This window comes from Streptomyces sp. NPDC060000, from assembly GCF_042737375.1.
Classification (GTDB): domain Bacteria; phylum Actinomycetota; class Actinomycetes; order Streptomycetales; family Streptomycetaceae; genus Streptomyces.
Genome location: NZ_JBHWUU010000117.1, coordinates 1 through 22987, shown reverse-complemented (window position 1 = coordinate 22987; position 22987 = coordinate 1). Strand labels below are relative to the sequence as shown.

Below are 22987 nucleotides of genomic sequence, written 5' to 3'. Positions count from 1 at the left end.
TCAGAAGGCCACAGAGCACCCGAAGGAGGAAGAACCCCCTGGCCACGCGGCCAGGGACTCAGCGCGGCTCAGAAGAACTCACGGGATGTCGCACAGTTGGAATCCAAGCTTCGGACGTTGGCCTGCTCGGTTGTGTGGCGAGGGCGTCTGGTCGCGCGTTCTCAAGAGAACGCGGCTTGTCATTACCTTGCGGGCCGTGCACCCAAGGAGTTCAAAAGGGCGGCCGCGTGTTCGGCGTCGTCCACGCTCACGGCGAAATCCTTGCCCTTGCCGGTGCGAACGACCAGGCACTCGCCGCTGCGCAGCATCACCGTGGTCCCCAGTCCGCTCAGCCGGTATCCCCAGCCGCCGACCTGAGCGGGCGTGCGGTTCTCGGTGCGGGCCGACTCGATGTCCTCGAGGGCCCAGTGACGGCCGGGCCAGCCGAAGGGGCCGAAGGTCACGTCCAAGCCGCGTTCGGTGACGCGCGCCTGTAGCGAGGAGCAGCCCAGAACCAGCACACAGGCGAGCGCGAACGGCGTGGCGGCCAGCGCGGCCGGAGGGTCCGCCAGACCCGCCAGCACCGCCACTGCGACGGCGATCGCGAGCAGCCCGGTCACGGCGGAGACCGCCTGCAGCCAGGGGTTCGACGTGCGTGCGAGCCATACGAGCCGCTGCCCGGCGGGGAGGTCCAGCACCGGACCGTCCGTCGCCGGCGGGGTCTGCGCCGGCGCCCGCTGCGCGGCCAGGAAGCCGATCGCGCCGGCCGTGGCCGCAACGACGAGGGTGCCCACGACCCAGCTCGTCACCGAGTCGGCGTCGCGCCAGTTCGCATGGTCGAGGTTGGCCCGCACGATCGAGGCTTGCCCGCCGAGCAATGTCACACCGCCGAACCCGAGGCCTGCGACGGCCCATCCCGGTATCGCGCCGTCGGCGCCGGTCCCCGCCCGGCGCAGCGCCAGCGCGACGACGGCGGTCAGCACCGCCCAGAGGAGCGCGGGGAAGAGCGCTGCGGCCCACAGCGGCATGGAGCCGTCGGGCCTGCCCGAGCCGGCGTTCCAATGCGTCGCAAGCCGCCCGGGCAGTCGGCTGCTCGCGGTCGGCGGCAGCGCCACCAGTAACACCAGCACACCCACGCACCAGCCGACGGCCCCCCACGCAGCTGTGCTCCTGCGTCCACGGTCGGTCACGGAACCTCCCTGATCATGTCGATGACGTCGGTCTTGCTGTAACCCAGGCGCGCCGCGTCGGCCACCAGGTCGCGCACACGGTCCAGCAGCACGGAGCGCCGGCCGGCCCCGTCGGCCACCGTCACGCCCCGCCCCCGCCGGAACTCGAGCACGCCTTCGTCGCGCAGCGCCCGCAGCCCGCGCAGGACCGTGTTGACGTTCACGTCCAGCGCCCGGGACAGGTCCCGGGCCGGAGGGAGCCGGTCGCCCGGCACGCACTCCCCTTCGGCGATGGCGCGTCGGATCGCTCCGGCCACCTGCTCGTGCAGGGGGCGGTTGCTCGCGGTGTCCAGTCTCAGGAGCATAGTGCTAATTACGATAGCACCAACTAGTTCATGTGGCTGTCGGATTCCGGACGCTCGCGGCCCGCGCCGGACGTCGAAGTGCCAGGCAGGGCAAGGCGGGACGGCGCCGATCCGGAAAGTGCACCGGCGCCAACCGAGGTGGGACGTCTCGTCCTGGACTGCGACGCGCTGTTGCTTCCGGACACCGACCAGTCGATGATCGTCTGCTCCGCCGCAGCCGGTACGCGGGAGAGCAATGCTCAGGACTTGCGGCTCGGCCTCGGGTGGGCATCGGGAAGGCGCGCCTTCCCGAGTGATGGTCATGAGTCACTGAACAGGCCGGCGTTGGCGCGTCGGTCGGGAAGGTACGCCGCGCTCCCCACAGTCAACGACGACGGCTCCACCGGGAACAGCTCTCTGATCGACTAGATCGTTCGCGACGGCGCGCGGCGGATGTGAAGCTGCGCCACCAAGGTCACCCGTGGCGCGAGCAGCCCGGCCGCGGCACTGGCGATGGTGTTCAAGCGCGTGGAGTCCGCTCAAGAACGCCGGCGCGCGGTCACCGCACCCCACCTCGTGGTCCTCGTGCGCGCCGGGCGCGGTCCGAGAAGGGTCATATCGTCGAGTGTCCCGGGGGCGCCGCAGCCTGATCACCCGTCACCCAAGCCACAGCCCTTGACCATTGCCTGCTGCACTACCGCACCTGCGCATGCGGATCAGAGCAGGCAAGGTCCACCTGAAGGATGACCACGGGCTCCGCCGTCCGACGGAGGAAGAGGCCCCCTGGAGCTGACGCACGTCGGATGGGCGATGCGCGAGGCTGGAGTCCTCGCCGAGGAAGGGGCATCCAGGTGGAACGCTGGGACCGGGTCGGGAGGATCGCGGGGTACGGGGCGGCCCTGGCGCTATCACCCTATTTGTTGGTCAAGGTGGTGTGGGTTGCCGGCTCTCTGCTGGGCCTGGCACCGATCGGGGAGGGCTTCAACCTGGCCGGTTGGGTACTCCTCAACACGGTGACCATCGGCATGGCGGGAATCGGGATCGCCTTGGCACTCGCTCTGGTCCGGCCTTGGGGCATGCGGATACCAGGGTTCCTGGTGGCCTTCTGCGCCTGGACGGGGGCGGGATTCCTGGTGTCGATCCTGCCATACGCCGTGCTCAGTACGGTGCTCGACGCCGGGCGCGGCACAGCGGCCGACAGCGGGGGCGATGACCCTTCCCTGCCCGGCTGGGAAGGCGCGCTGATCCAATTCAGCTTCATCGGGATGGGGTTGGGGCTGGCCTTTGCGGTCCCGGCCTACCTGCGCCGGCGCTGGCCGGAGGCGTTCGACCGTCAGGTCGGGGACGGTACCCCCACCGTTCCGACGTGGGCGGCAGCCGTCGCGGGCATCGTCGGTCTTGTCTGGGCGTACTGGGCGGCCGGCGGCACCCTCGGAATCGCGAGACCTGCCGAACGGGACATCAACTGGTACCTGCTGACGAGCGTCGGCGCGCTCTGGGCTCTCGCCGGCGCCGCCGCCAGCTGGACGCTCGCCTGGAAGAGTCCGGCCTGGGTGCCCCATCGGCTCCTGCTGGCGCTCGGCTGGCTGGGGTCGGGCTCGCTCTTCGCCTGGAGCGGCTGGAAACTGCCTCTGACCTTGTTCGTCGCCGTGGCCGACCCCGCCGATGTCGATCTACCGGAGAACCTCGCTGTCGCCCCCGTGTTGCACCTCGCCGCTGTCGTGGCGGGGGTCGGCATGGTGAGAACACTGGTCCGCTCACGCCCACGCACCGGCGCCGGCCCGACACTCATGCACGAGTAGACCCTGGGTGACACAGACGGCGCACACAGACGGAGCAGCCCGCCACTCGAGATGGCCGGCCACACCCTGATCCACAAGAATGGACAATTGCTCTACGCGGGAGGCATCGGCACTCGACGTACTACGTGTTATCGGCACCGAACGGATGTCGGCACTTCCCCAGCAGGAGCATCGCGTGAGCAGGGTTGGTCCAGTTCATCCGTACCGGCACCCCGCCCCGCGCCACATCGTCCTGGCATGCCAGCTGCCCGGCGCAGCCGGGGTATCGCCGGGCGAGTCAACGGGACAATGAGTTGATCTTGAAGCTCCGGTGACTGCCCAGCTCTCCGGTTCACCCTCGGCGAGGATGCGGTAGGCCGTGGTACCGAGGGGTGCTGCCCCTTGCTCACACCCTGGAAGTCGCCGCGTTCGTTTATGTGGTCGGCCACACAAGTGATCGGCGCACCCCGAAGCGAGCCGAGGTGGCTGCCTTCGCTCCTGCGTCCGGCATTACTTGGCTAGCCACATGATTGCTGTTACCTTGATTATGTGGCCAGCCACACTTTTGGTGGCCAAAGGGAATGGAGTCATCATGAAAGCAATCGTTTTCGACCGGTTCGGCGGTCCGGACGTGCTGCACGAGGCGGACATCGAGGTCCCGCAGCCCGGCCCCGGCCAGGTCCGGGTCCGTGTGAAGGCCGCCGGACTGAACGCGCTGGACGGCAAGATCCGCGCCGGGATGCTGGAGGCCGTCCGCCCGACGACCTTCCCCGCCGTCCCCGGTGGCGAGCTCGCCGGCGTGGTGGACGCCCTGGGTGAGGGCGTGAGCGACGTGCAGGTCGGCGATGAGGTGCTGGGCTGGTCGGACACCGGCTCGTACGCCCAGTACGCGCTGGCCACCGCCGTGGCCCCCAAGCCCGCCGACCTCGACTGGCAGCACGCGGTCGCGCTGCCGGTGGCCGGTGAGACGGCCGAGCGGGTCCTGAACCTGCTGGGGGTGGCCGCCGGGGAGACCGTGCTGATGCACGGCGCGTCCGGAGCGGTCGGAACCCTGGCGGTCCAGCTCGCCACGGCCCGCGGAGCGCGCGTGATTGCCACCGCGGGCCCCTCCAACCAGGACTACCTCACCTCGCTCGGCGCCACCGCGACCGTGTACGGCGAGGGCCTGGTCGAGCGGGTGCGGGCGCTGGCCCCCGACGGCGTGGACGCGGTGTTCGACCTGGCCGGGAAGGGAGCCCTGGAGGACTCCATCACCCTGCGGGGCGGCACCGAGCGCATCGTCACCATCGCCGACTTCGGGGCACGGCAGCTGGGCATCACCTTCTCCCAGGGGTCCCAGGAACGCTCGACCGCCCGCTTGGCCGCCCTGGCCCAGGACGCCGCGGCCGGCAAGCTCGTCACCACCGTCACCGCCTACCCGCTCGACCAGGCGGCCACGGCCCAGCAGGTCAGCGACGCCGGGCACGTGCGGGGCAAGCTCGCCCTGACCGTCGGCTGAGCACGCCCTCCCACCGCCTCCCCACGACCACCCGCCGCTTTTCGGTGACCGGCCGGTCACCGCCATATCGAAGGACCCCCTCATGCTGGATTCCCTGTGGACGCCGACCACTCTTGGCGGCATATCTCTGCCGCACCGCCTGGTCATGGCCCCCATGACCCGTGACCGCTCCACACCTGAAGGCGTACCGACCGAGCTGAACGCCGAGTACTACGCCCAGCGGGCCTCGCACGCGCTCGTCATCACCGAGGGAACCCAGCCCTCCGCCGACGGCCAGGGCTACCTCCTGACCCCCGGCATCCACAATGACGAGCAGATCGCCGGGTGGCGCAAGGTCACCGACGCCGTGCACGCGGCCGACGGCCGGATCGTCATCCAGCTGATGCACGCCGGACGCATCGCCCACCCCGACAACACCCCCCACGGGCGCCTGCCGGTGGCCCCTTCGGCGATCCGGCCGGCGGGCGTGATGTTCACCGCGTCCGGGCCCCAGGAGATGCCGACCCCCCGTGCTCTGTCGACACAGGAGGTCGCGGCGACCGTCGACGACTTCCGCCGCGCCGCAGCGGCCGCCGTCGCGGCCGGCGCCGACGGCGTGGAGATCCACGGCGCCAACGGCTACCTGGTGCACCAGTTCCTGTCCGACAACACCAATCAGCGCACCGATGGCTACGGCGGCTCGATAGAGGGCCGCATCCGCTTCGCCGTCGAGGTCGCCGCAGCAGTGGCCGACGAGATCGGCGCCGAGCGCACCGGTATCCGTATCTCCCCCGCAAACCCCTACAACGACATCGCCGAGTCCGACACCGCCGAGCTGTATCCGGCGCTCCTGGACGCCCTGCGCCCCCTGGACCTGGCCTACCTCCACGTGATGCACGCCGGCGACGAGGAACTGCTGGGCACTCTGCGCGCGCTGTGGCCGACCACGCTGATCCTCAACCGGGGCGGCACCGACCTGCCCGCCCGCGCCAAGGACATCGACAACGGCACGGCCGACCTCGTCTCCGTCGGCGCCCTCGCGCTCGCCAACCCGGACCTGGTCGAGCGGCTCCGCGCCGGCGCACCGCTGAACACCCCCGACCCGGCGACCTTCTACGGCGGCGGAGTGGCCGGCTACACCGACTACCCCACCCACACCGGCTGAGGAACCGACCCATGCCCACCCCCGAACCCCGCATCCCCACGACGGCCGGCGCAGGACCGATGAGCTACGCGATCTTCCAACTCGCCCGCGCCCACCGCGCCTACGCCGCCACCCTGCTGCGCGAGATGGACCTGCATCCCGGACAGGAACTGCTGCTGATGCACCTTCTCGACCGGGACGGCCAGTCCCAGTCCGAGCTTCTCGAATACCTCGGCGTGGACCACTCCACCATCTCCAAGGCGCTACGCCGCATGCAGGACGCCGGCCTGGTCATCCGCGAGCCGGCCGCACATGACCGGCGCGTCATGGTGGTCCACCTCACCGACAAGGGCCGGGCGATGCGCGAGCCCATCGCGGCCCTGTGGCAGGCCCTGGAAGAGACCTCCGCCCGGAATCTGTCGGAGCAGCAGGCGGAGTCCTTCGTGGAGACCGCGTACGCCATCACCGAGGCGATCAGCAGCCGCGCGCTGCCGGAAGAAGAGTCCGGGTGACTCCCCGGTGTGCACCCCGTGCCCGCGTACGCCACACCACACGTGGAAAGGGGCACGCGGACCGGGGTGCACACCGTCCCGCATGCGGCGCGACCACCGCCAGGTCGGCCATATCACCCATCCCGTCGCGGCTGCCTTCGGACGCGGCACGTTCCGGTGGCGAGGCGCACTGCGGATCCGCCCCCCACGGCCCGCCTCCATTGGCCCGCCCGGCACGCAGGCGCCTACGTCTGCAGCCACCTCTGCCGCCCCCACCAAGCCCCTCGCTGATGACCTGACGGAAGTGAGACCCTCATGCCTGCCACCGGCTCAACCACCCTCCCGGTCCTCGTCGTCGGGGCGACCGGCTCCCTGGGGAGCAAGGTCGTCGACGAACTCCTGGGGCGCGGCAAGAACGTCCGCGCCCTGGTGAGGCCGGCCAGCGACGCCAGCCGGCTCGAAAGCCGGGGCGTGGAGATCGCCCGCGGCGACATGCTCGACGTCGACTCGCTCGTGGCCGCCATGAACGGCGCCGACGCCGTCATCACCACTGCCGCCGGCTACACCCGCGGCGGCAAGAACGCCAACGACATCGACACCATCGGCAACGCCAACCTCGCCGAGGCCGCCCACCGCACCGGCATCCGGCGGTTCGTCCTGACCAGCATCCTCACCAGCGACCAGACGCCCGATGTCCCGCACTTCTGGCACAAGAAGCTCGCCGAGGACAAGCTCGAACAGCTCGGCGTCCCGTTCGTCGCCCTGCGCCCGGGGGCGTTCCTCGACCAGGTCGCGAGCATGGCGGGCGACCCGGTCGACAAGCGCCGCATGGTGTGGATCGGCAAGGCCACCGTCCCGCTGACCTTCGTCCACACCTCCGATCTCGCGGCGTACCTGGCAGCCGCGGTCGACGCCGAGGCCGAGGCCGGTGAGCGGATCGACATCGGTTGGGACCGTCCGGTCAGCATGCGAGAGGTGGCCGACGTGATGGGCAGCCGGGCCGGAAAGAAGATCAAGGTGTGGGTCGTCCCGTCCGCCGTCGCCCGCGCCGCGGGAGTTGTCGCCGGCCGCTTCATGCCCCTGGTCAAGGACATGGCCGCGATGTTCCGCTGGTTCGAGACCGGCCGCTACGTCGCCGACCCCCGCCGCCAGGAGCAGCTTTTCGGCCCCGTGCCCACGGCCGAGGAGTCCCTCGCCCGGTTCACCGACGAGCTGCGCACCGCACAGCACCGGTGACAGGCCGAGTCCCATTCTCGCCGCCCGGCGGCCCGACCAGGACGCCTCGGGCCCATCCCTCCTGGTCGAACCACTCCACAACGGTTCCGGCCGAACCGAACGGGTGACGGGGCGGGCGCCTCAGGGCTTCCCCGGCCGGGATGAGGGGCCCGGTGAAGCCCTGCGATCGCGGGGCTTCACCGGGTGTCCCCCATTGACAATCAGATGTCCGCACCTGACTGGGCGATTCGCCGGATGTCGACAGAGGATCGAGAGGTGCTGCGGCGACCACCTCGCCCCGGCCCGCAGCGTGGCGACCCTGCGGGCCGTACCCGATAAGTAAGGAACCGGCATGGACAAGCGTGCAGCATCCGCAGGCGCCGCCTCTGCGACGATGCGAGCGGTCGTCGTCACTCGGCCCGGCGGCCTGGATGCCCTTCAGGTCACCACGGTGCCGATGCCCGAGCCGCAGCCCGGACGGGTGCGCATCAAGGTGAAGGCGTTCGGCGTCAACGAGTCCGAGGTCACCACCCGAAGGGCGAGTCGGACCCGGAGGTCACCTACCCGCGCACCCGTAGCCCGGACCGGGCCGGGGAACTGCGGGGCGTGGGTGTCGACCATCCTCTGGTCGACGATGGCACCGTCGACCAGGTGCGCGAGCTGATGCCGGACGGCGTCGACGCCGTACTGGAACTGGTGGGCTGCTCGGTCCTCGCCGACACCTTCCGCACCGTCCGCCGCCACGGCACCGTCTGCTTCACCGGAGCCCTGGCGGGCCAGTGGACGATCCCCGATTTCATCGCCGCGGGGCGGCTCAAGGCCCCGGTCGCGAAGGTCTACCACGGCCTGGAACAGGTTCGCGACGCCCAGGCCGACGTCGGGGCCGGCACGACGCCGGGCAAGCACGTGGTGCTGCTCGACGACTGAGATACACACCCATCCGCGCCGACCGGAGCCGACGGCGGCATGCACGAAAAGGAGACTTCATGGGCGTCGACAAGGAAGAAACCAGCAAGACCATCCTGGAACTGGAGAAGTCCTTCAACGAGCGGTGGAGCGTCGGCGACAACCGCGGCTACCTCGACAACTACGCCGAGGAGATCAGCTACTTCGACCCGATCGAAAAGGACCTGGTCGTCGGCCGTGACGCGACCGTCGCCCACATCGAGGCGATCTACTCCAACCCGCACATCGTGCGCAACGAGTACCTCAATCCCGTCGTGCACGTCAGCGACGGCGGTGACTTCGCCGTCCTGGCCTACAACCTGAACACCTACGTGCTCGACGACAACGGCAACGAGCGGCAGCTGCGCGCCTGGAACGCCACCGAGGCGTACCGGCTGATCGACGGCGAGTGGCGCATCGTGCACTCCAACTGGGCGTTCGCCCAGACCGCGACAGGCGCGATCGCGTCCTGACCGGGGAGGATCCAAGGTGACGCACCCAACAGCGAAGTTACTGTCCCCGCTGCGCCGGCACCGGCACCGTGCGGGAGGTCGACGAGGACCGCTGCGGCCTCAAGGCCGTGGCGGCCGTGGGGGTGCGGGGCTTGTGCCGCGCTCGCATCACATGTCGGTCCTGGCCGCGCGGGCCGCGAAGGCGGCCGGGGTGAGGCCGGTGTGGCCACGGAAGAAGCGGCCGAAGTTCGCGGGATCGGTGAACCCGAGATGGACGGCCACAGCCCGGGCGTCCCAACCGGCGCCTCCCAGCAGGCGCCGGGCTTCGAGCAGGCGCCGCTCGTCGATGACCTCACGCACCCCCTTGCCGGTGGCGTCCCGGGCCGCGCGGCTGAGGGTGCGAACCGAACAGCCGAGCAGCCCGGCGTAGTCCGCGGCCCGGTGCAGTTCCCGGAAGTGCAGCTCCAGGGCGTCCACGAACCGTGCGTACGTGTCCCTGCGGCCCGTGCCGCCCGCCAACGCGCCGGTGGGGGTGACATCCGGGGAGTTGGCAAGGCGCAGCAGCAGCGATTCGAGCAGGCTGCGCCGCAGGGCGTGGTGGACATCGAGCCGGCGGCGCCCCAGTGCACGGTGCTCGTCCAGGAGCTGGAGCGCCGTCTGCCGCAGCCAGGGCGCGTCATCGGGGTGCGGGCTGAGAACGGCAGGGGCCTCGTGCGCGGTGAGCGGGGCCAGCATGCGGGCGGCGTCGGACGTCAGCACGTCCGGCTCGAACAGGATGAACAAGCCGCGGGCGGCGCCCGGCGGATGCCAGCACTGCGCGTGCCCGGGACGCACCCACAGCCACTGGCCGCGGGCGACGGTCCGCGTGACGTGGTCGACATCGTGGAGCAGCTCGCCCTCGGTGACGAGGATCAGGTAGTGGAAAGTGGCGCGGCCCGGACGGGGCGGATTCCACGGCCAGTCGTCGTGCTCGGCGAAGAAGTCCTCGACGGTGCTCACCTCAAGGCCGTACGGAGTACCGACCGGGGGCTGGAAACCGTACAGCGGAACCGTGGCCTGCTCGGCCTGCCCGCTGCGTCCGACGCGTGGAGTACGCCTGGAGTGTCGCTTGTCGACCATCACGTGTCCGCAGTTTACCGCCCGTTTTGCCCGCGTCGCTGGAAAGGACGGGGCGTGCCGTCCGCGTCCTTGGCCGACGCCCCTGAAAGGAACGCTCATGAACGGATCGACCCTGCAGACGTTCGCCGCCGAGTGCGCGGAGGAACTTCCCGGAGCGCGGTTGGAGCAAGAGGCACTGGATCTCGCTGGGGCCCGGGCGGGGCATCACAAAGCGGTGGTCGCGACGGCGGCGGGGTCGAGCAGGCCGATCAGGGCGTCGATGTCCTTGGCCTCCCACGCCGTTCTGAACTGCCTGACGATGCCGGCCCGCCCGGTACTCGGGCCGGCCGGGCTCTGCGCGGTGCGGATGCGACGGCGGGCGGACGAGGCCAGTTGGCGGCACGCCGCCGGAGTGCGGCCGACGATCTCGGCGACCTCGCCGAAGGGGTAGCGCAAGACGTCGTGCAGGACGAACGCGACGCGCCCGGCCGGGGTCATCGCATCGAGGACGACCAGGAAGGCCATCGTCACCGACTCGTCGAGGGTGACTCCCGCAACATCCTCAGCCCAGGAGTCCATCGAACCTGCTGCGGTCAGTACACCGCGCCGCCGGCCGGTCAGAACGGCAAGCGTCGACGCGCCCGGCGGCCGGCGGAGCCGCTGCGGCCCACGGCCCGCGAGCTGGACTGGAAGGGCTTGCTCAGCAGGCGCCCCAGCAGACCAGGGGCCTTGGAACCTGCCCGGGACCCCAGGCCCAGGGTGCGCTGGGCGCCATTCTGAGGGTGCCGACTCAGTCGCGGGACGACGAAAGCGAGTATCGCGAGGACTACACAAAAGGCGATCACGCCGACGATCATCATGTAAAAACTCCCAGGCAGGTCTAGACGGATCCAACTGCGTGCCACAACACGGACATGGCCCTGTTCGCTATCGACCGACTGCCCGCTTCGGCGCAGGACACGCCAGGCAGACAGAGTTGGGTCACGCGAGCCCAGGCGCGACGTCGACGGCCCTGCTGATGCCCAACCGGGCCCGGGCCCGTCGCCAGCCGGGGCCGACGTCGGCGTGCTGCAGGAGCCCGTGGCCGCTGCCGCGACACCACCGCTTCCGTTTGCGCCATCGCCGCAGGGTTCCAGGCAGCCGCATTCTTCGGTCGCGCCGGCTCGTACGCCGGGTTCGCCCGTCTTTGCCGCAGCTGGCCTGCGCCTTGAGTGCGGAATCCGGCATGGGCCATCAGGTCCAGGACCTGTCAAATGACGCGCGCCTGGCCCGGTCCGGACATGTTTCGGCCGCTCACGCACCCGGACTGCCTCTGCCGTCACACGGCGGTGTTCAGGCCGGGAGGAAGGCCGGAATAGTGGTCCTGCGGTCAGTGGTGGTGCTCTGTTTCGGCGTCAGGGGCAGATGGGCGGTGATCCGTTTTCCCGTAGTGCGAAGTGCGACGACGACTCTGTCGCTGACTGTGTGGACCAGGCGCAGTCCATGACCGCCGATGCGGCGGGGATCAGCCTTCTTCGCCGCCGGCTTCGCGGTGGAACTGTCCCACACGGTGATCGTCAACTCGTCGCTGGACAGCTGCAGGGTCATCCCGCAGGGGCCGGGAGCATGCCGGATGGCATTGGTGACCAGTTCACTCGCGGCGAGTTCGGCGTCGGCAGCCAGGGCGGGCGGCACTGCGGTGCGGCCAGTTCGCGGGGCGTGGCCAAGGAAGGCACGCAGGGCTTGTCGGGCGTCCGCGGCACGGGCCGCGCCCTCCCCCCAGGTCGCGCCGTAGCACAGCGGGGTGCCTCCCTCCGGACCGTACTTGTCTGCCGTCTGCTTCCTCAGCGGGATGACCATATGGCGCTCTTTCGTCGCGTTCACCGTTCGCAGGCGCTTCCGTCCTTTCGGCTACCCGGGTGCCCGGCGCGCACACCGTGGACGCTTGCAATGCCGCCATCTGCGCGCCTGCCGGTCAGGGCTGGGTAGCAGCGTCGCTGTCGGGGCGGAGGGCGAAAATCTGGTCGGGACCGACGATGCGCAGGACGCGCAGGGTGTGCGCGGGGACGGCGGCGAGCACGATGTCGGCCTGCACATCGTCGGCGACATGACGGGCGGCGATCAGGGCGCTCATGCCGCTGGAGTCGCAAATCGCAGACCGGTCAGGTCCAGGACGAGGCGCTGGCCCGGCTGGAGGGTGAGCGTGGTCAGCAGATCCCGCAGTTCGGGGCGGTGGTGTAGTCGAGTTCGCCAATGAACTCCAGGACGGGACCGGTCGCGGCGTCTCGACCTGGCTAATGTGCGGCCCGCGCCACTCGTTCACCGTGCACATCGGCAGGGGCCGGCCGTAATGACGGCCGGCCCCTACGAAGAGGTGTGTGCGAAGTCAGATCACCACCGATACCAACGACCGCGGCCACCGCCGGCGCTGGTGGAACGCATGACGAAGCCGAGCAGCCACAGCACCAGCACAGCCAGCGCCACCCACCACAGGATCTTGACGGCGAAACCGGCGCCGAAAAGGATGACCGCGAGAAGCAGAACAAGAAGCAGGGGAACCATAGTTATCGACCTCCTGCCCCTCCGTCTGCCCGGCCATTCCACCACCATTCACGGCTGGAGCCTTGTTTATGAAGCCAAAGCCGGGACACGAGTGGGTTACCGCGACAGCGGCACCAAAAGCTACGAGGAGGCATGTGCCATGACTGCCGACGAGAAGGCCAAGGCGAAGACCGAGCAGGCCAAGGGTAAGGGCAAGGAAGTCCTGGGGAGCGCCGTCGGCAACGACCGCATGGCCGCCGAGGGACAGGCGGAAAAGAGCAAGGGCGACGCTCGTGAGGCCAAGGAGAAGGCCAAGGACGCTTTCAAGCACTGACGTCCGCTCTCCTCAGGGCACAGGGCCTTCCCGGAAACGAGCCGGGAAGGCCCTTCTCTGTGCGCCGGGGGACACCGCCCATGCATCCCGCTCCCCCGCTGCTCATCTCAGGGCCCGCCCCCGTCCGCTCTCGCCTACCTGGGCGGCCACGTCGGCTCCTGCGCCGCCTGTCGGCGCACGTCCCGCGTGTACGGGCCCGACGGCAGCACTTCATGGACGCCCTTGGCTCTCCTTCGGGTGACTGCGCTGGGCGGGCGTCGCGGTGCGGCTTCCCCGCCTGTGCGGCCGTGTCGCGTTTTCGGCCGTCGGACGCAGGCACTCGATGAGGTAGTCGCCGGTGTCCGGGTCGATGGTGACGCCGTGGGTCTCGCTGCGGAATCCGGGGAAACGGCGGTCGAAGGACTCCAGGGCGCCGAGGTATCGCAGCAGCGGGCCGTCGGGGCCGCCGACGCTCTCGCCGGGCATGAGGACGGGAATGCCCGGCGGGGTGACGGTGACCATGGCGGCGGCCACCTGTCCGGGCGCGTCGGCCAGCCGTACACGGTGCGTGCCGCCGCGGACCAGCCGCTGGTAGCACAGTTGCGGTGGGGCGACGGGCTCGGGCAACTCCCGGAACGCGGTGTCCAGCAGGTCGACGAGGCGGGACGAGCGCAGGTGGTCGTGCATGTCCTGGCACAGCTCGCGCACCGTGAGACCGGTGTAGCGCCGGGAGTGCTCGGCGGCCAGCGCGGGCAGCACGCGGTCGAGGCGGGCGTCCTCGTCGTAGAGGGCCTTGAAGTCCATCAGCGCGTCGAGGAGCGTCCCCCACTTGCCCTTGGTGATGCCCATGGAGAACAGCACGAGCGTGGTGTAGCTGTCGGTCTTTTCCACGACGATGTTCCGCGTGGCCAGGTACGCCGTGAGCACCCGTGCCGGGATGCCCCACGCGGCCGTCCGTCCGGTGGCGTCGATGCCGGGGCAGGTCAGGGTGACCTTGATCGGGTCGAGCATGCAGTAGCCGTCGGTGAGTTCAGGGAACCCGTGCCAGTCGGCGCCGGGCGCCAGGTGCCAGCACGACGGCTCGGTGCGCAGCAGGTCGGCGGGTGCCTCTTCGAACGGCAGTCGGGTGCCGGTGTCCGGGTCGGTGACCGTCTCGGGCTGCCACACCCCGAAGAACCACGGCGGTCGGTCGCCCGCCTCCTCGATACGGCGCCGGATGCGCACCATCTCCTGACGGAAGCGGACCGCCTCGGTCACCGCCTCGTCGATCAGCCAGCGGCCCTGTGGTCCGTCCATCATCGCGGTCGCCACGTCCAGGGAGGCGATCATCGGGTAGAGCGGGGAGGTGGTGCCGTGCATCATCAACGCCTCGTTGAACCGGTCGTGTTCGACGGGCGCCCGGGGAGCAGGCCTGACGTGGATCATGGCACTCTGCGAGAGTGCGGCCAGCAGCTTGTGGGTGGACTGCGTCGCGAAGACCGTCGGGCGGTCCGGGCCGGGGAAGGTGTCCTCGTCCACCGACATGCCGTACCGGCCCGCGTAAAGCGGATGGAACCGGGCGTAGGCGAACCACGCCTCGTCGAAGTGCACCCGGGGAGCGCTCGCGGCGAGTGCCCGGGCCGCCGCCGAGGCGTCGTAACACAGGCCGTCGTAGGTGGAATTGGTGAAGACGGCGTACTGGGCGTCGGGCGACAGCGCATGCTCGGTCAGCGGGTTCGCCGTAATCCGGGCGGCCACCGAGGCCGGCGTGAGTTCCGCCGGGGGCAGCGGCCCTGCCAGCCCGTAGCCGTTGCGGGTGGGGACGAGATAGACCGGGCGGGCGCCGGACACGACCAGCCCGTGCAGCACCGACTTGTGGCAGTTGCGGTCCACCAGCGCGATCTCGTCACGGGTGACGCCGAAGTGTCCGACCACACGGTTGCAGGTGGAGTCCCCGTGCAGGACGAAGTAGGTGAGGTCGGCGCCGAAGACCCGGGCGGCGTTGCGCTCCGCCTCGCCGATCGGGCCGGTGTGCTCGAACAGGGAGCCGAGTTCGGCGACGGAGATCGACAGGTCACTGCGCAGCAGCCGCTCGCCGAAGTAGTCGTGGAAGGCCCGCCCCGCGGGTGACTTCAGCAGGGCGACACCGCCGGAGTGGGCCGGGGTGTGCCAGGAGTACTCGTGCGCGTCGTCGAAGCGGCGCAGCGCTCGGAAGAAGGGCGGCAGGACAGCTTCCCGGTAGGTGCGGGCGGCGGTGGCGATGCGGCCTGCGATGAACCCGGGCGTGTCCTCCAGCGGCCACACGTACCCTACGACCGACTCCGACACCCACAGCGGCAGGTTCTGTACGCCGTCGTCGGACATGACCAGGAAGACCGGCAGGTCCCGGAAGCGCCGGCCGATGGAGCGCAGCACCCTGGCGCCACCGGGTTCGCTCTCGGCGCCCCCTTGGTCCGGCAGCTCCCAGGCGAGCAGTGCGGCGGTCAGTCCCGCTTCCGTCCGCAGCACCGCCTCCGCGTCGGCGGCGCCGACCGCCCATCGGACGTCGAACCCGCGCGCCTCGATCGCCTCACGGATGCGTACCAACTGTCCGGCGCCCACACCCTCGTCCCGTGGATGCTCCCGTACCGCGACCAGAAGTTTGTCGTCAGTCATGAGTCCCCTCGTCCCGGCGGCAGCGCGCCGCCCCGTCGAATTCTCCGAGCGGATCGGGCGCGCCCGTGGCCGCACAGCCGCAAACCACCCACAGGGCGGAACGGCGGCGGCCGCGGCTGACAGAAGGGGTCCCGGCCGAGGCCGGCTGCTGGGGTAGGGCGGAGGTGTTGTCTGCCCGGCACCGTGTGTGGCCCCCGCGTCGCTCGGCACGTGGTGCATCGGGGAGGGGTGATTACTCGATGTGTCCGGTGTGGGGGTCGGCCTGGGAGAGGAACTCGCGGACGGCCTCTTCGAGAGGGGTCCTGCTGGACGGCACCGCAGGGTGGATGCTGAACCCGAACCCGTACTGGGGGTCGGGCCCGGTGAGCCAGGTGAAGTGGTAGGTGCCCGGCTTGCCGGCGGGCTGGCTGACCTCGAACTCCTCACCGTCGACCGGCAGCCGCCACGGCTCGTTCGTCGGCATCGCAACCTGCTTTCCCTGACGGAGTTGTGGGTGCAGCGCACGGTGTCCTCACCGGACGGCTGCGGACGGCCGGCTCCGCGGCGGCCATGCTTCGGACTGGCCGTCGGAAGGCTCCGTCCGAAGATCTCGCGGCGCCACGGTGAGGGTGGCAGGTCACATCTGGCCACCGTCGAGGGGCTCGGCGCGCTGTCACCGGACGCGTTGAACTGGGTCGCCTACGCCGAGGCCATCGTGGTCGCCCTGGTGGCCGCCGGGGCGGGGGCGCTCACCGCGGCGCTGCCGATCACCTGGTCGTCGTCGCACTGCTGGGCGTGCTCGCGAAGACGTCGTACGGCGCGACCGTTTTCGTGACGATCCTCTGCGCCGGCCTTGGTTGCCAGGCCGGCGCGACGGCAACGGTCGGTCAGGGGCGGTCAGCGGTGCCGCCGGCGGTAGGGGCGGCGCTCTGCTGGTGGCCGCCGGGACGCGGTGTCTGCTGGGTGTCGCGGATGCTGTCGTGGGCGGCCGCGGCGATGGCCTGGGGTGTGATGCCGAACTCGCGGTACAGGCGCTCGTAGTCCGCTGAGGCGCCGTAGTGCTCCAGGCTCACGATGCGTCCGGCGTCGCCGACCACGTCGCGCCAGCCCTGTCCGACGGCGGCCTCGACGCTGACACGGGCGCGTACGGCCGGCGGGAGGATCTGGTCCTGGTAGTCCTGGGTCTGAGCGGCGAACCACTCCCGGCACGGCATCGACACCACCCGCACCGCGAGACCGTCTGCTGCCAGCAGGGTGCGGGCCTCCAGGGCGAGGTGTACCTCGGAGCCGGTGGCGACCAGGATGACGTCCGGTGTCGCGCCGTCCGGCGCGTCGGCCAGGACGTATGCACCGCGGGCCGCTTCTTGCGCAGGGGCGTACTGGCCGCTGTCGCGGTCCAGGACGGGCAGGTTCTGGCGGCTGAGGATGAGTCCGGCGGGGCGGTCGTGGTGTTCGAGGACGGCGCGCCAGCAGGCGGTGGTCTCGTTGGCGTCGGCGGGGCGCACCACGTCCAGGCCGGGGATGGCGCGCAGAGCGGCCAGGTGTTCCACGGGCTGGTGGGTGGGGCCGTCCTCGCCCAGGCCGATGGAGTCGTGGGTCCACACGTAGGTAGCCGGCAGTTGCATCAACGCGGCCAGGCGCACTGCGGGCCGCATGTAGTCCGAGAATGTCAGGAACGTGCCTCCGTAGGGGCGGGTCAGGCTCTGCAGGGCGATACCGTTGAGGATCGCGCCCATGGCGTGCTCGCGGATGCCGAAGTGCAGCGTGCGCCCGTACGGGCCGCCCTTGTAGTCCTTGGTCTGGCGGCCGGCCGGAACGAAGGACGGCTCCCCGCCCATGGTGGTGTTGTTGCTGCCGGCCAGATCGGCGGACCCGCCCCACAGCTCCGGCAGCACCGGGGCCAGAGCGGTCAGGATTTCGCCCGACGCGGCGCGGGTGGCCATGCCCTTGTCGTCGGCGGGAAAGACCGGCAGGGCGTCACTCCAGTTCTCGGGCAGCCGCTGCTCCTGCAGACGGTCCAGCAGCGCGGCGCGTTGTGGATTCGCCGTGCGCCATGCCGCGAACTTCTCGTCCCACTCCTCGTGCGCCCGTCGGCCGCGGTCGACGGCTTGGCGGGTCCGGGCCAGAACATCGTCCTCGACGGTGAAGTGCCGTTCGGGGTCGAAGCCCAGCAGCCTCTTGGTGGCAGTGATCTCGTCCTCGCCCAGCGCGGATCCGTGGGCCTTTCCGGTGTTCTGCTTGTTGGGGGCCGGCCAGCCGATCAGGGTGCGCAGCACGATCAGGGAGGGCCGGCCGGTCTCCTCCCGGGCCGCGCGGGTGGCCTCCAGGACCGCGTCGACGTCCTCGACGTATTCCCCGGTGCGGGTCCAGTCGACCGTCTGCACGTGCCAGCCGTAGGCAGCGAACCGGGCCGATACGTCCTCGCTGAAGGAGATGTCCGTGTCGTCCTCGATGGAGATGTGGTTGGAGTCGTAGAAGACGATGAGGTCGCCGAGCTCCTGGTGTCCCGCCATGGACGCGGCCTCGCCGGTCACGCCCTCCATCATGTCGCCGTCGGAGGCGATCACGTAGACGTGGTGGTCGAAGGGGCTGCTGCCCGCTTCGGCGTCCGGGTCGAGCAGGCCGCGCTCGCGGCGGGCTGCCATCGCCATACCCACCGCGCCGGCCATGCCCTGCCCCAGCGGCCCGGTGGTGATCTCCACCCCGCGGGTGTGCCGGTGCTCGGGATGCCCGGGCGTGGCCGAGTCCCAGGTCCGGTACGCCTCCAGATCCGCAAGGTCCAGGCCGAAGCCGGCCAGGTAGAGCTGGACGTAGAGGGTCAGGCTGGAGTGGCCGCAGGACAGCACGAACCGGTCCCGTCCCAGCCACTGGTCGTCGTTCGGGTCGTGCCGCATGATGTTCTGGAACAGCAGGTATGCCAGCGGGGCCAGGCTCATCGCCGTCCCCGGGTGGCCGTTGCCGACCTTCTGCACGGCGTCTGCTGCCAGCAGCCGCGCGGTGTCCACCGCCCGCACGTCGACCGTGTCCCACCCCGCCTGCTGGGCCACCGGATCTGCCAGGGACCTGTCGCGTCGCGCCGTGTTGCCCGACTGCTCACTCGTCACGCCGTTACTCCTTCGTCAAGCGATGGTGGAACACGGCCGACCGCTCCGATCCGGACGTCGACCTGCTGAGGGGGGCAGAAGTCATTGCGCCGATCTGCTGTCCTGCGCCGTGCCGGCCCCGGAGTGCATCTCGCGGTCCACGGTGGCGGCGAGCTCGGTCCAGCTGTCTTCGAACTTGGTCAGTCCTTCGCGTTCCAGGGTGTCGGTGACGTCCGCGAAGTCGACGCCGGCGTGTTCCAGCGCTTCGAGATGTGTGGTGGCGGCGGTGTAGTCAGCGGCTGTCGGCGGATGGCCGGAGAGACTGCCGTGGTCGGCGAACGCGGCCAGTGTGGTGCCGGGCATGGTGTTCACGGTGCCCGCGATGACCAGTTCGCTGACGTACATCGTGTCGGGGTAGGAAGGGTCCTTGACTCCGGTGGACGCCCACAGTGGCCGCTGGACACGGGCCCCCGACGCGGCCAGCGCCTGCCAGCGAGGCTCGGCGGTCACCTGCTCGAACGCCTGGTGTGCCAGCCGGGCGTTGGCGACCGCGGCCTTCCCCTTCAACGCCGCGGCGTCGGCGCTACCGATCGCGTCCAGACGGCGGTCGACTTCGGTGTCGACCCGGGAGACGAAGAACGAGGCGACCGAGTGGATGCCCGACAGTTCGTGCCCGGCGGCCCGGGCCTGCTCCAGACCGCTCTGGTATGCGTCCATCACCGCGCGATAGCGGTCCAGAGAGAAGATCAGTGTGACGTTGACGCTGATGCCAAGGGCCACGACTGCAGTGATGGCGGCCAGTCCCTCGCGGGTGGCCGGGATCTTGACGAACAAGTTCGGCCGGTCGATGGTCTTCCACAGCTTGCGGGCCTGGTCGATGGTGGCGTCGGTGTCCTTCGCCAGCCGGGGGTCGACCTCGATGGAGACCCGCCCGTCAATTCCGTCGGTGCGCCGGTGGACCGGGGCGAAGACCTCGCAGCCGTCGCGTACGTCGTCGGTGGTCAGCGCGAACACCGCGTCATCGACGCTCGCTCCCTCGCCGCCCAGCCGGCGCAGCTGCTCGGTGTAGCGGTCTCCCTTGGACAGTGCGGAAGCGAAGATCGTGGGGTTGGTCGTCACTCCTGCCACGTGCCGCTGCGCGATCAGCTTTTCGAGTTCTCCGCCGGCCAGCAGCTCACGGGACAGGTCATCGAGCCAGACCGACACTCCCGCGGCGGACAATGCGGCAAGCGGATCAGACACAGCGGAGACAGACATGCGCAAACCTCCAGAGGGGGTGCGGCGCCGCTCGGCGGGGAAACTGAGCCCGCTGACGCTGCTCGTCCGGCGGACGGACAGGTCAGCGGTGACACCAACACGGTGCGGGTCCCCGCTTTCGCCCGGCTCACTCATGGGCGCGGTTCTTGAAGCGTCCCTTGCGGGTGCGCCCTCGGCCGCCGGCGTCCGCTGGGGTGCGGGGAGCGGCCCGCGGGTCCATACCCTCCGCGGCTGTCTGAATATCTGCCTAACGGGGAACCCGCCTCCTCAGAGGGCTTGCTTCACCGGTCGGGGAGGGCGCGAGGCGCGTCCTTGCCGACCGGTCTCAGCGGCTCCCGGGGCGGCTCCACGCCACCTGCCCACTTCGCAGAGAGCTCATCTTCATGACGAGTACCACGGTGCGCCCCCCGCGCTCGGAAACCTCCGGCAGTGACTTCGCCCGGTTGTCGAGGAAGATCGCGGATGCCGGGTTGCTGGGGCGCCGGCCTGGCTATTACGCGCTTCGGATCACCACGGTGGCCGGGCTCTGTGCCGGCGGGTGGACCGCCTTCGCGGTCGTCGGCGACAGCTGGTGGACACTGGCGGTTGCGGCCTTCCTGGCCGTTGTCTTCGGCCAGGTCGCCTTGGTCGCCCACGATGTGGCCCACCGGCAGGTGTTCCGCCGACGCCGGGCCAGCGAGGTGTGCGGACGGATCGCCGCAGCGGGTATCGGTATGGGGTACGGCTGGTGGCAGGACAAGCACACCCGTCACCACGCCAACCCCAACAACGAAGAACTCGACCCCGACCTCGACCCCGACCTGCTGGTCTGGTCCCAGGACCAGGCCCGGGCCGCCACGGGACTGCCCCGTCTGATCGGCCGCTGGCAGGCCTTCTTGTTCTTCCCGCTCCTCACACTGGAGGGCTTCAACCTGCACGTGTCGAGCGGGAAGGCGCTGACCAACCGCTCGCTCAAGCACCGGACGCTCGACGGTGCGCTGCTGTTCGCGCACTGCGCGGCCTACCTGACCGTCCTGTTCTGGTTCCTGCCGCCCGGCATGGCGATCGCCTTCATCGCCGTTCACCAGTGCCTGTTCGGCCTCTACCTCGGCTCCCTCTTCGCTCCCAACCACAAGGGCATGCCGATCCTGAAGGGCGAGGACCGCCCGGACTTCCTGCGCCGCCAGGTACTCACCTCACGCAATGTGAATGGCGGCTGGTTCACCGACATTGCTCTGGGCGGGCTGAACCACCAGATCGAGCATCACCTGTTTCCCAGCATGCCCAGCCCCAACCTGCGCAAGGCCCGTATCCTCGTCCGGCGCTATTGCGAGGAACTGGGCGTGGACTACCTGGAGACCGGGCTGATCGCCTCCTACCGTCAGGCGCTCACCAGCCTCCACCGGGCCGGGGCACCTCTGCGGCGCGCCCGCGTCCACGCCTAGGGGCTTCGGGCGACACGGCCGGCGCGGCGTGGTGCTGCTGCCAGTCCGCCGGCCACCCGGGGGTCCGGTCCTCGTCCGCCGCCTTCGCCACGGCCCTTGCCCATGGTGGAGATGGCCGGGGCTCGATTCCGAGTTGATCGGCTGGTCCGCGCCCGCCGCGAGCAGTTTCCTCAGGAGTACTGCGGGATGAAGGGGGTGGCGGCGGAGCGGGCCCGCTCCCACATGCCGGGCAGCTGCTCCTCGGGACGCTGCTGCTCACCGTGCAGGGCGTTGAGTACCACCAGGCATCCGGTCAGGGCAGGCACCGCCCACTGCGCGACGGCCAGCTGCCGCTGGGCGTTGTCGAGGTCGATGGGGTGCTGGGCAGCCTTTTCGGCGTCCTGCGGGTCGGAGGAGGAAGCCAGCTCGACCTTCTTGCCCAGGACCCGGGCGTAGGCAGTGGCGGCCAGGGCCGCAGCGGTGACGAGGGTCTTGGCCGTGGTGGAGGCCCCCACGCCCTTCTGGACGGCGACCCGGTGAGCGTTCACCGCGAGCAGTCCGCCGCCGCCGAACAGGTGCGCGCCGATGGCCGCGGCGTTGACCGGCGTCCACTTCGCCCACCCCGACGAGGCGATCCGTGCCCTGGCCTGGGCCGTCTCGCTTTGATCCTTTGCTGCCCCGTTGAGACCGACAGCGCCCATGAGAGAGCCGCCGAACCAGGCTGCCAGACCCACATCGTGCAGGCTGCGGATGAGGGTATTGCGATCGGACATGACAGTGCTCCTTGAAACAGGGGGACGGGTGCCGACAGAAACGTCGAGCATCACCCCACCCTCGCCGGAGCGTGGCCCCGCCGCCATCACGACTGACCCGGACGGATGCAAGGCCCAGGAGGGAGACGCCAGGGCAGTCCGGTTGCGCAACGGCGGCTACCGAGACCGAAACAGCGCTGCCCTCCAGGATCACGTCGCACTCTCGGGCAGTGCCGGGCACCGCCTGGACGGCTGGTTCCGGCCCCGCCCGGGAGTGGTGCGTCCTGTCCTGGACGGTCGTGAGGCGCCGGTGAGGTCGGCTCCGGTGGCGGCGTCACGCCGGGAGTGGCCGATGCCGTGCCAGTCCAGGCACATGACGGTCGCGTCGTCCTGCAGGTGGCCGTCGTCGGCGTCGACGATCGCCGCGATGAGGGTGCGGGCGGGCCTCGCGCTGACCGGGGTGGGGCAGGTCACCTTCGATGTCACCCGCGACCAGAAGGGCCCCCGGGCCGGGAGCATCGTCCGCGCCTGACAGCTGTAGCGTGCGCCGCACCCGTCCTGTGACTGTGTAGAGTGGCATCACCGACGCGGGGTGGAGCAGCTCGGTAGCTCGCTGGGCTCATAACCCAGAGGTCGCAGGTTCAAATCCTGTCCCCGCTACGAGAAGAGAAGGGGCCCGGCATCAGCCGGGCCCCGTCTCTCATCCCGCCAGGCACCAGATCGTGGAAGTCCCGCCGCCGGGCGGCTCCCGGCCGGCACGGCAGAACACGCCCCACAACCAGCCGGCCACCCACGCAGCCGAATCTCAGGCGCTCGGAGTGCCCACAGCCGTGCAGCCCGTCGGGCACCCCGGGGGTGCCGTCGGCTGCGGCTACCGCTGAACAGCAGTGCGGGCCCCCCCCGGGCGCCCGGGGGGGGCGCCCGGCGGGGACGGGGGCGGGGGTGGGCCGG

Annotated in this window: 19 protein-coding genes, 1 tRNA gene and 5 pseudogenes; 11 read left to right on the top strand and 14 right to left on the bottom strand. The window is 70.3% G+C overall.

Going from position 1 to position 22987, the window contains the following annotated elements; genetic code table 11:
* Positions 1–182: 182 nt before the first annotated feature.
* Complete coding sequence (locus ACFWBB_RS39450; RefSeq protein ID WP_385283102.1) at positions 183–1169, bottom strand: DUF1648 domain-containing protein; 987 nt, start codon at positions 1167–1169, stop codon at positions 183–185.
* Positions 1166–1513, bottom strand: a complete 348-nt coding sequence (locus tag ACFWBB_RS39445) for a GntR family transcriptional regulator (RefSeq protein ID WP_385283099.1) — start codon at positions 1511–1513, stop codon at positions 1166–1168. Before ACFWBB_RS39445 ends, ACFWBB_RS39450 begins: the two co-directional genes overlap by 4 nt.
* A gap of 447 nt (positions 1514–1960) precedes the next feature.
* Between ACFWBB_RS39445 and ACFWBB_RS39440 the strand changes: the two are divergent.
* The 8 genes and pseudogenes from ACFWBB_RS39440 to ACFWBB_RS39405 form a co-directional block, all read left to right on the top strand.
* Positions 1961–2089, top strand: a pseudogene (locus tag ACFWBB_RS39440) (IS256 family transposase); the annotation flags it as partial.
* Positions 2090–2343: 254 nt separating this feature from the next.
* Positions 2344–3294 carry a hypothetical protein gene (locus ACFWBB_RS39435; RefSeq protein WP_385283097.1) on the top strand — a complete coding sequence of 317 codons (951 nt, stop codon included), beginning with the start codon at positions 2344–2346 and terminating at the stop codon, positions 3292–3294.
* Between the two features lie 571 nt (positions 3295–3865).
* Positions 3866–4771: an NADP-dependent oxidoreductase gene (locus ACFWBB_RS39430; protein ID WP_385283094.1), complete on the top strand. Its 906-nt coding sequence runs from the start codon at positions 3866–3868 to the stop codon at positions 4769–4771.
* 82 nt (positions 4772–4853) lie between these two features.
* Positions 4854–5915, top strand: a complete 1062-nt coding sequence (locus ACFWBB_RS39425; RefSeq protein ID WP_385283091.1) for an alkene reductase — start codon at positions 4854–4856, stop codon at positions 5913–5915.
* A gap of 11 nt (positions 5916–5926) precedes the next feature.
* Positions 5927–6406, top strand: a complete 480-nt coding sequence (locus ACFWBB_RS39420; protein ID WP_385283088.1) for a MarR family winged helix-turn-helix transcriptional regulator — start codon at positions 5927–5929, stop codon at positions 6404–6406.
* A 294-nt stretch (positions 6407–6700) separates the two neighbouring features.
* Positions 6701–7621: an SDR family oxidoreductase gene (locus tag ACFWBB_RS39415; protein ID WP_385283085.1), complete on the top strand. Its 921-nt coding sequence runs from the start codon at positions 6701–6703 to the stop codon at positions 7619–7621.
* Positions 7622–7952: 331 nt separating this feature from the next.
* Positions 7953–8527: pseudogene (locus ACFWBB_RS39410) on the top strand (hypothetical protein).
* Between the two features lie 59 nt (positions 8528–8586).
* Complete coding sequence (locus ACFWBB_RS39405; protein ID WP_385283082.1) at positions 8587–9018, top strand: YybH family protein; 432 nt, start codon at positions 8587–8589, stop codon at positions 9016–9018.
* 147 nt (positions 9019–9165) lie between these two features.
* Here ACFWBB_RS39405 and ACFWBB_RS39400 read toward each other — a convergent pair whose 3' ends face one another.
* The 6 genes and pseudogenes from ACFWBB_RS39400 to ACFWBB_RS39375 form a co-directional block, all read right to left on the bottom strand.
* Positions 9166–10119, bottom strand: coding sequence for a helix-turn-helix domain-containing protein (locus tag ACFWBB_RS39400; RefSeq protein WP_385283080.1), 954 nt, complete (start codon positions 10117–10119; stop codon positions 9166–9168).
* A 213-nt stretch (positions 10120–10332) separates the two neighbouring features.
* Positions 10333–10650: pseudogene (locus ACFWBB_RS39395) on the bottom strand (sigma factor-like helix-turn-helix DNA-binding protein); the annotation flags it as partial.
* Between the two features lie 62 nt (positions 10651–10712).
* Entirely contained in the window at positions 10713–10955 is a 243-nt protein-coding gene (locus tag ACFWBB_RS39390; protein ID WP_385283077.1) for a DUF6411 family protein, read from the bottom strand.
* A gap of 472 nt (positions 10956–11427) precedes the next feature.
* The gene (locus tag ACFWBB_RS39385; RefSeq protein WP_385283074.1) at positions 11428–11934 is read right to left on the bottom strand and encodes an ATP-binding protein; all 507 of its coding nucleotides are present in this window, start codon (positions 11932–11934) and stop codon (positions 11428–11430) included.
* A gap of 115 nt (positions 11935–12049) precedes the next feature.
* Positions 12050–12338: pseudogene (locus ACFWBB_RS39380) on the bottom strand (STAS domain-containing protein).
* Between the two features lie 127 nt (positions 12339–12465).
* Positions 12466–12636, bottom strand: a complete 171-nt coding sequence (locus ACFWBB_RS39375; protein WP_345046227.1) for a hydrophobic protein — start codon at positions 12634–12636, stop codon at positions 12466–12468.
* Between the two features lie 139 nt (positions 12637–12775).
* Between ACFWBB_RS39375 and ACFWBB_RS39370 the strand changes: the two genes are divergently transcribed.
* Positions 12776–12949: a CsbD family protein gene (locus ACFWBB_RS39370; protein ID WP_385283071.1), complete on the top strand. Its 174-nt coding sequence runs from the start codon at positions 12776–12778 to the stop codon at positions 12947–12949.
* A gap of 210 nt (positions 12950–13159) precedes the next feature.
* On the opposite strand, the gene ACFWBB_RS39365 is transcribed toward ACFWBB_RS39370, so the two are convergent.
* The 4 genes from ACFWBB_RS39365 to tal all read right to left on the bottom strand — a co-directional run bounded on the left by ACFWBB_RS39365 (position 13160) and on the right by tal (position 19866).
* Complete coding sequence (locus ACFWBB_RS39365) at positions 13160–15562, bottom strand: Orn/Lys/Arg decarboxylase N-terminal domain-containing protein (protein WP_385283068.1); 2403 nt, start codon at positions 15560–15562, stop codon at positions 13160–13162.
* Positions 15563–15794: 232 nt separating this feature from the next.
* Positions 15795–16025 carry a hypothetical protein gene (locus ACFWBB_RS39360; protein WP_385283065.1) on the bottom strand — a complete coding sequence of 77 codons (231 nt, stop codon included), beginning with the start codon at positions 16023–16025 and terminating at the stop codon, positions 15795–15797.
* A gap of 403 nt (positions 16026–16428) precedes the next feature.
* Positions 16429–18645 (bottom strand): transketolase, encoded by a 2217-nt coding sequence (gene tkt, locus ACFWBB_RS39355; RefSeq protein WP_385283062.1) that lies wholly within the window; start codon positions 18643–18645, stop codon positions 16429–16431.
* An 81-nt stretch (positions 18646–18726) separates the two neighbouring features.
* The gene (gene tal, locus ACFWBB_RS39350; RefSeq protein ID WP_385283105.1) at positions 18727–19866 is read right to left on the bottom strand and encodes a transaldolase; all 1140 of its coding nucleotides are present in this window, start codon (positions 19864–19866) and stop codon (positions 18727–18729) included.
* 398 nt (positions 19867–20264) lie between these two features.
* Between tal and ACFWBB_RS39345 the strand changes: the two genes are divergently transcribed.
* On the top strand, positions 20265–21305 hold the full coding sequence (locus ACFWBB_RS39345; RefSeq protein ID WP_385283059.1) for a fatty acid desaturase family protein: 1041 nt from the start codon (positions 20265–20267) through the stop codon (positions 21303–21305).
* A 170-nt stretch (positions 21306–21475) separates the two neighbouring features.
* On the opposite strand, the gene ACFWBB_RS39340 is transcribed toward ACFWBB_RS39345, so the two are convergent.
* Positions 21476–22057 carry a hypothetical protein gene (locus ACFWBB_RS39340; protein ID WP_385283056.1) on the bottom strand — a complete coding sequence of 194 codons (582 nt, stop codon included), beginning with the start codon at positions 22055–22057 and terminating at the stop codon, positions 21476–21478.
* A gap of 189 nt (positions 22058–22246) precedes the next feature.
* A pseudogene (locus tag ACFWBB_RS39335) lies at positions 22247–22477 on the bottom strand (hypothetical protein); the annotation flags it as partial.
* Positions 22478–22622: 145 nt separating this feature from the next.
* Here ACFWBB_RS39335 and ACFWBB_RS39330 point away from each other — a divergent pair.
* Positions 22623–22696: transfer RNA gene (locus ACFWBB_RS39330), tRNA-Met, on the top strand.
* Positions 22697–22987 lie beyond the last annotated feature (291 nt).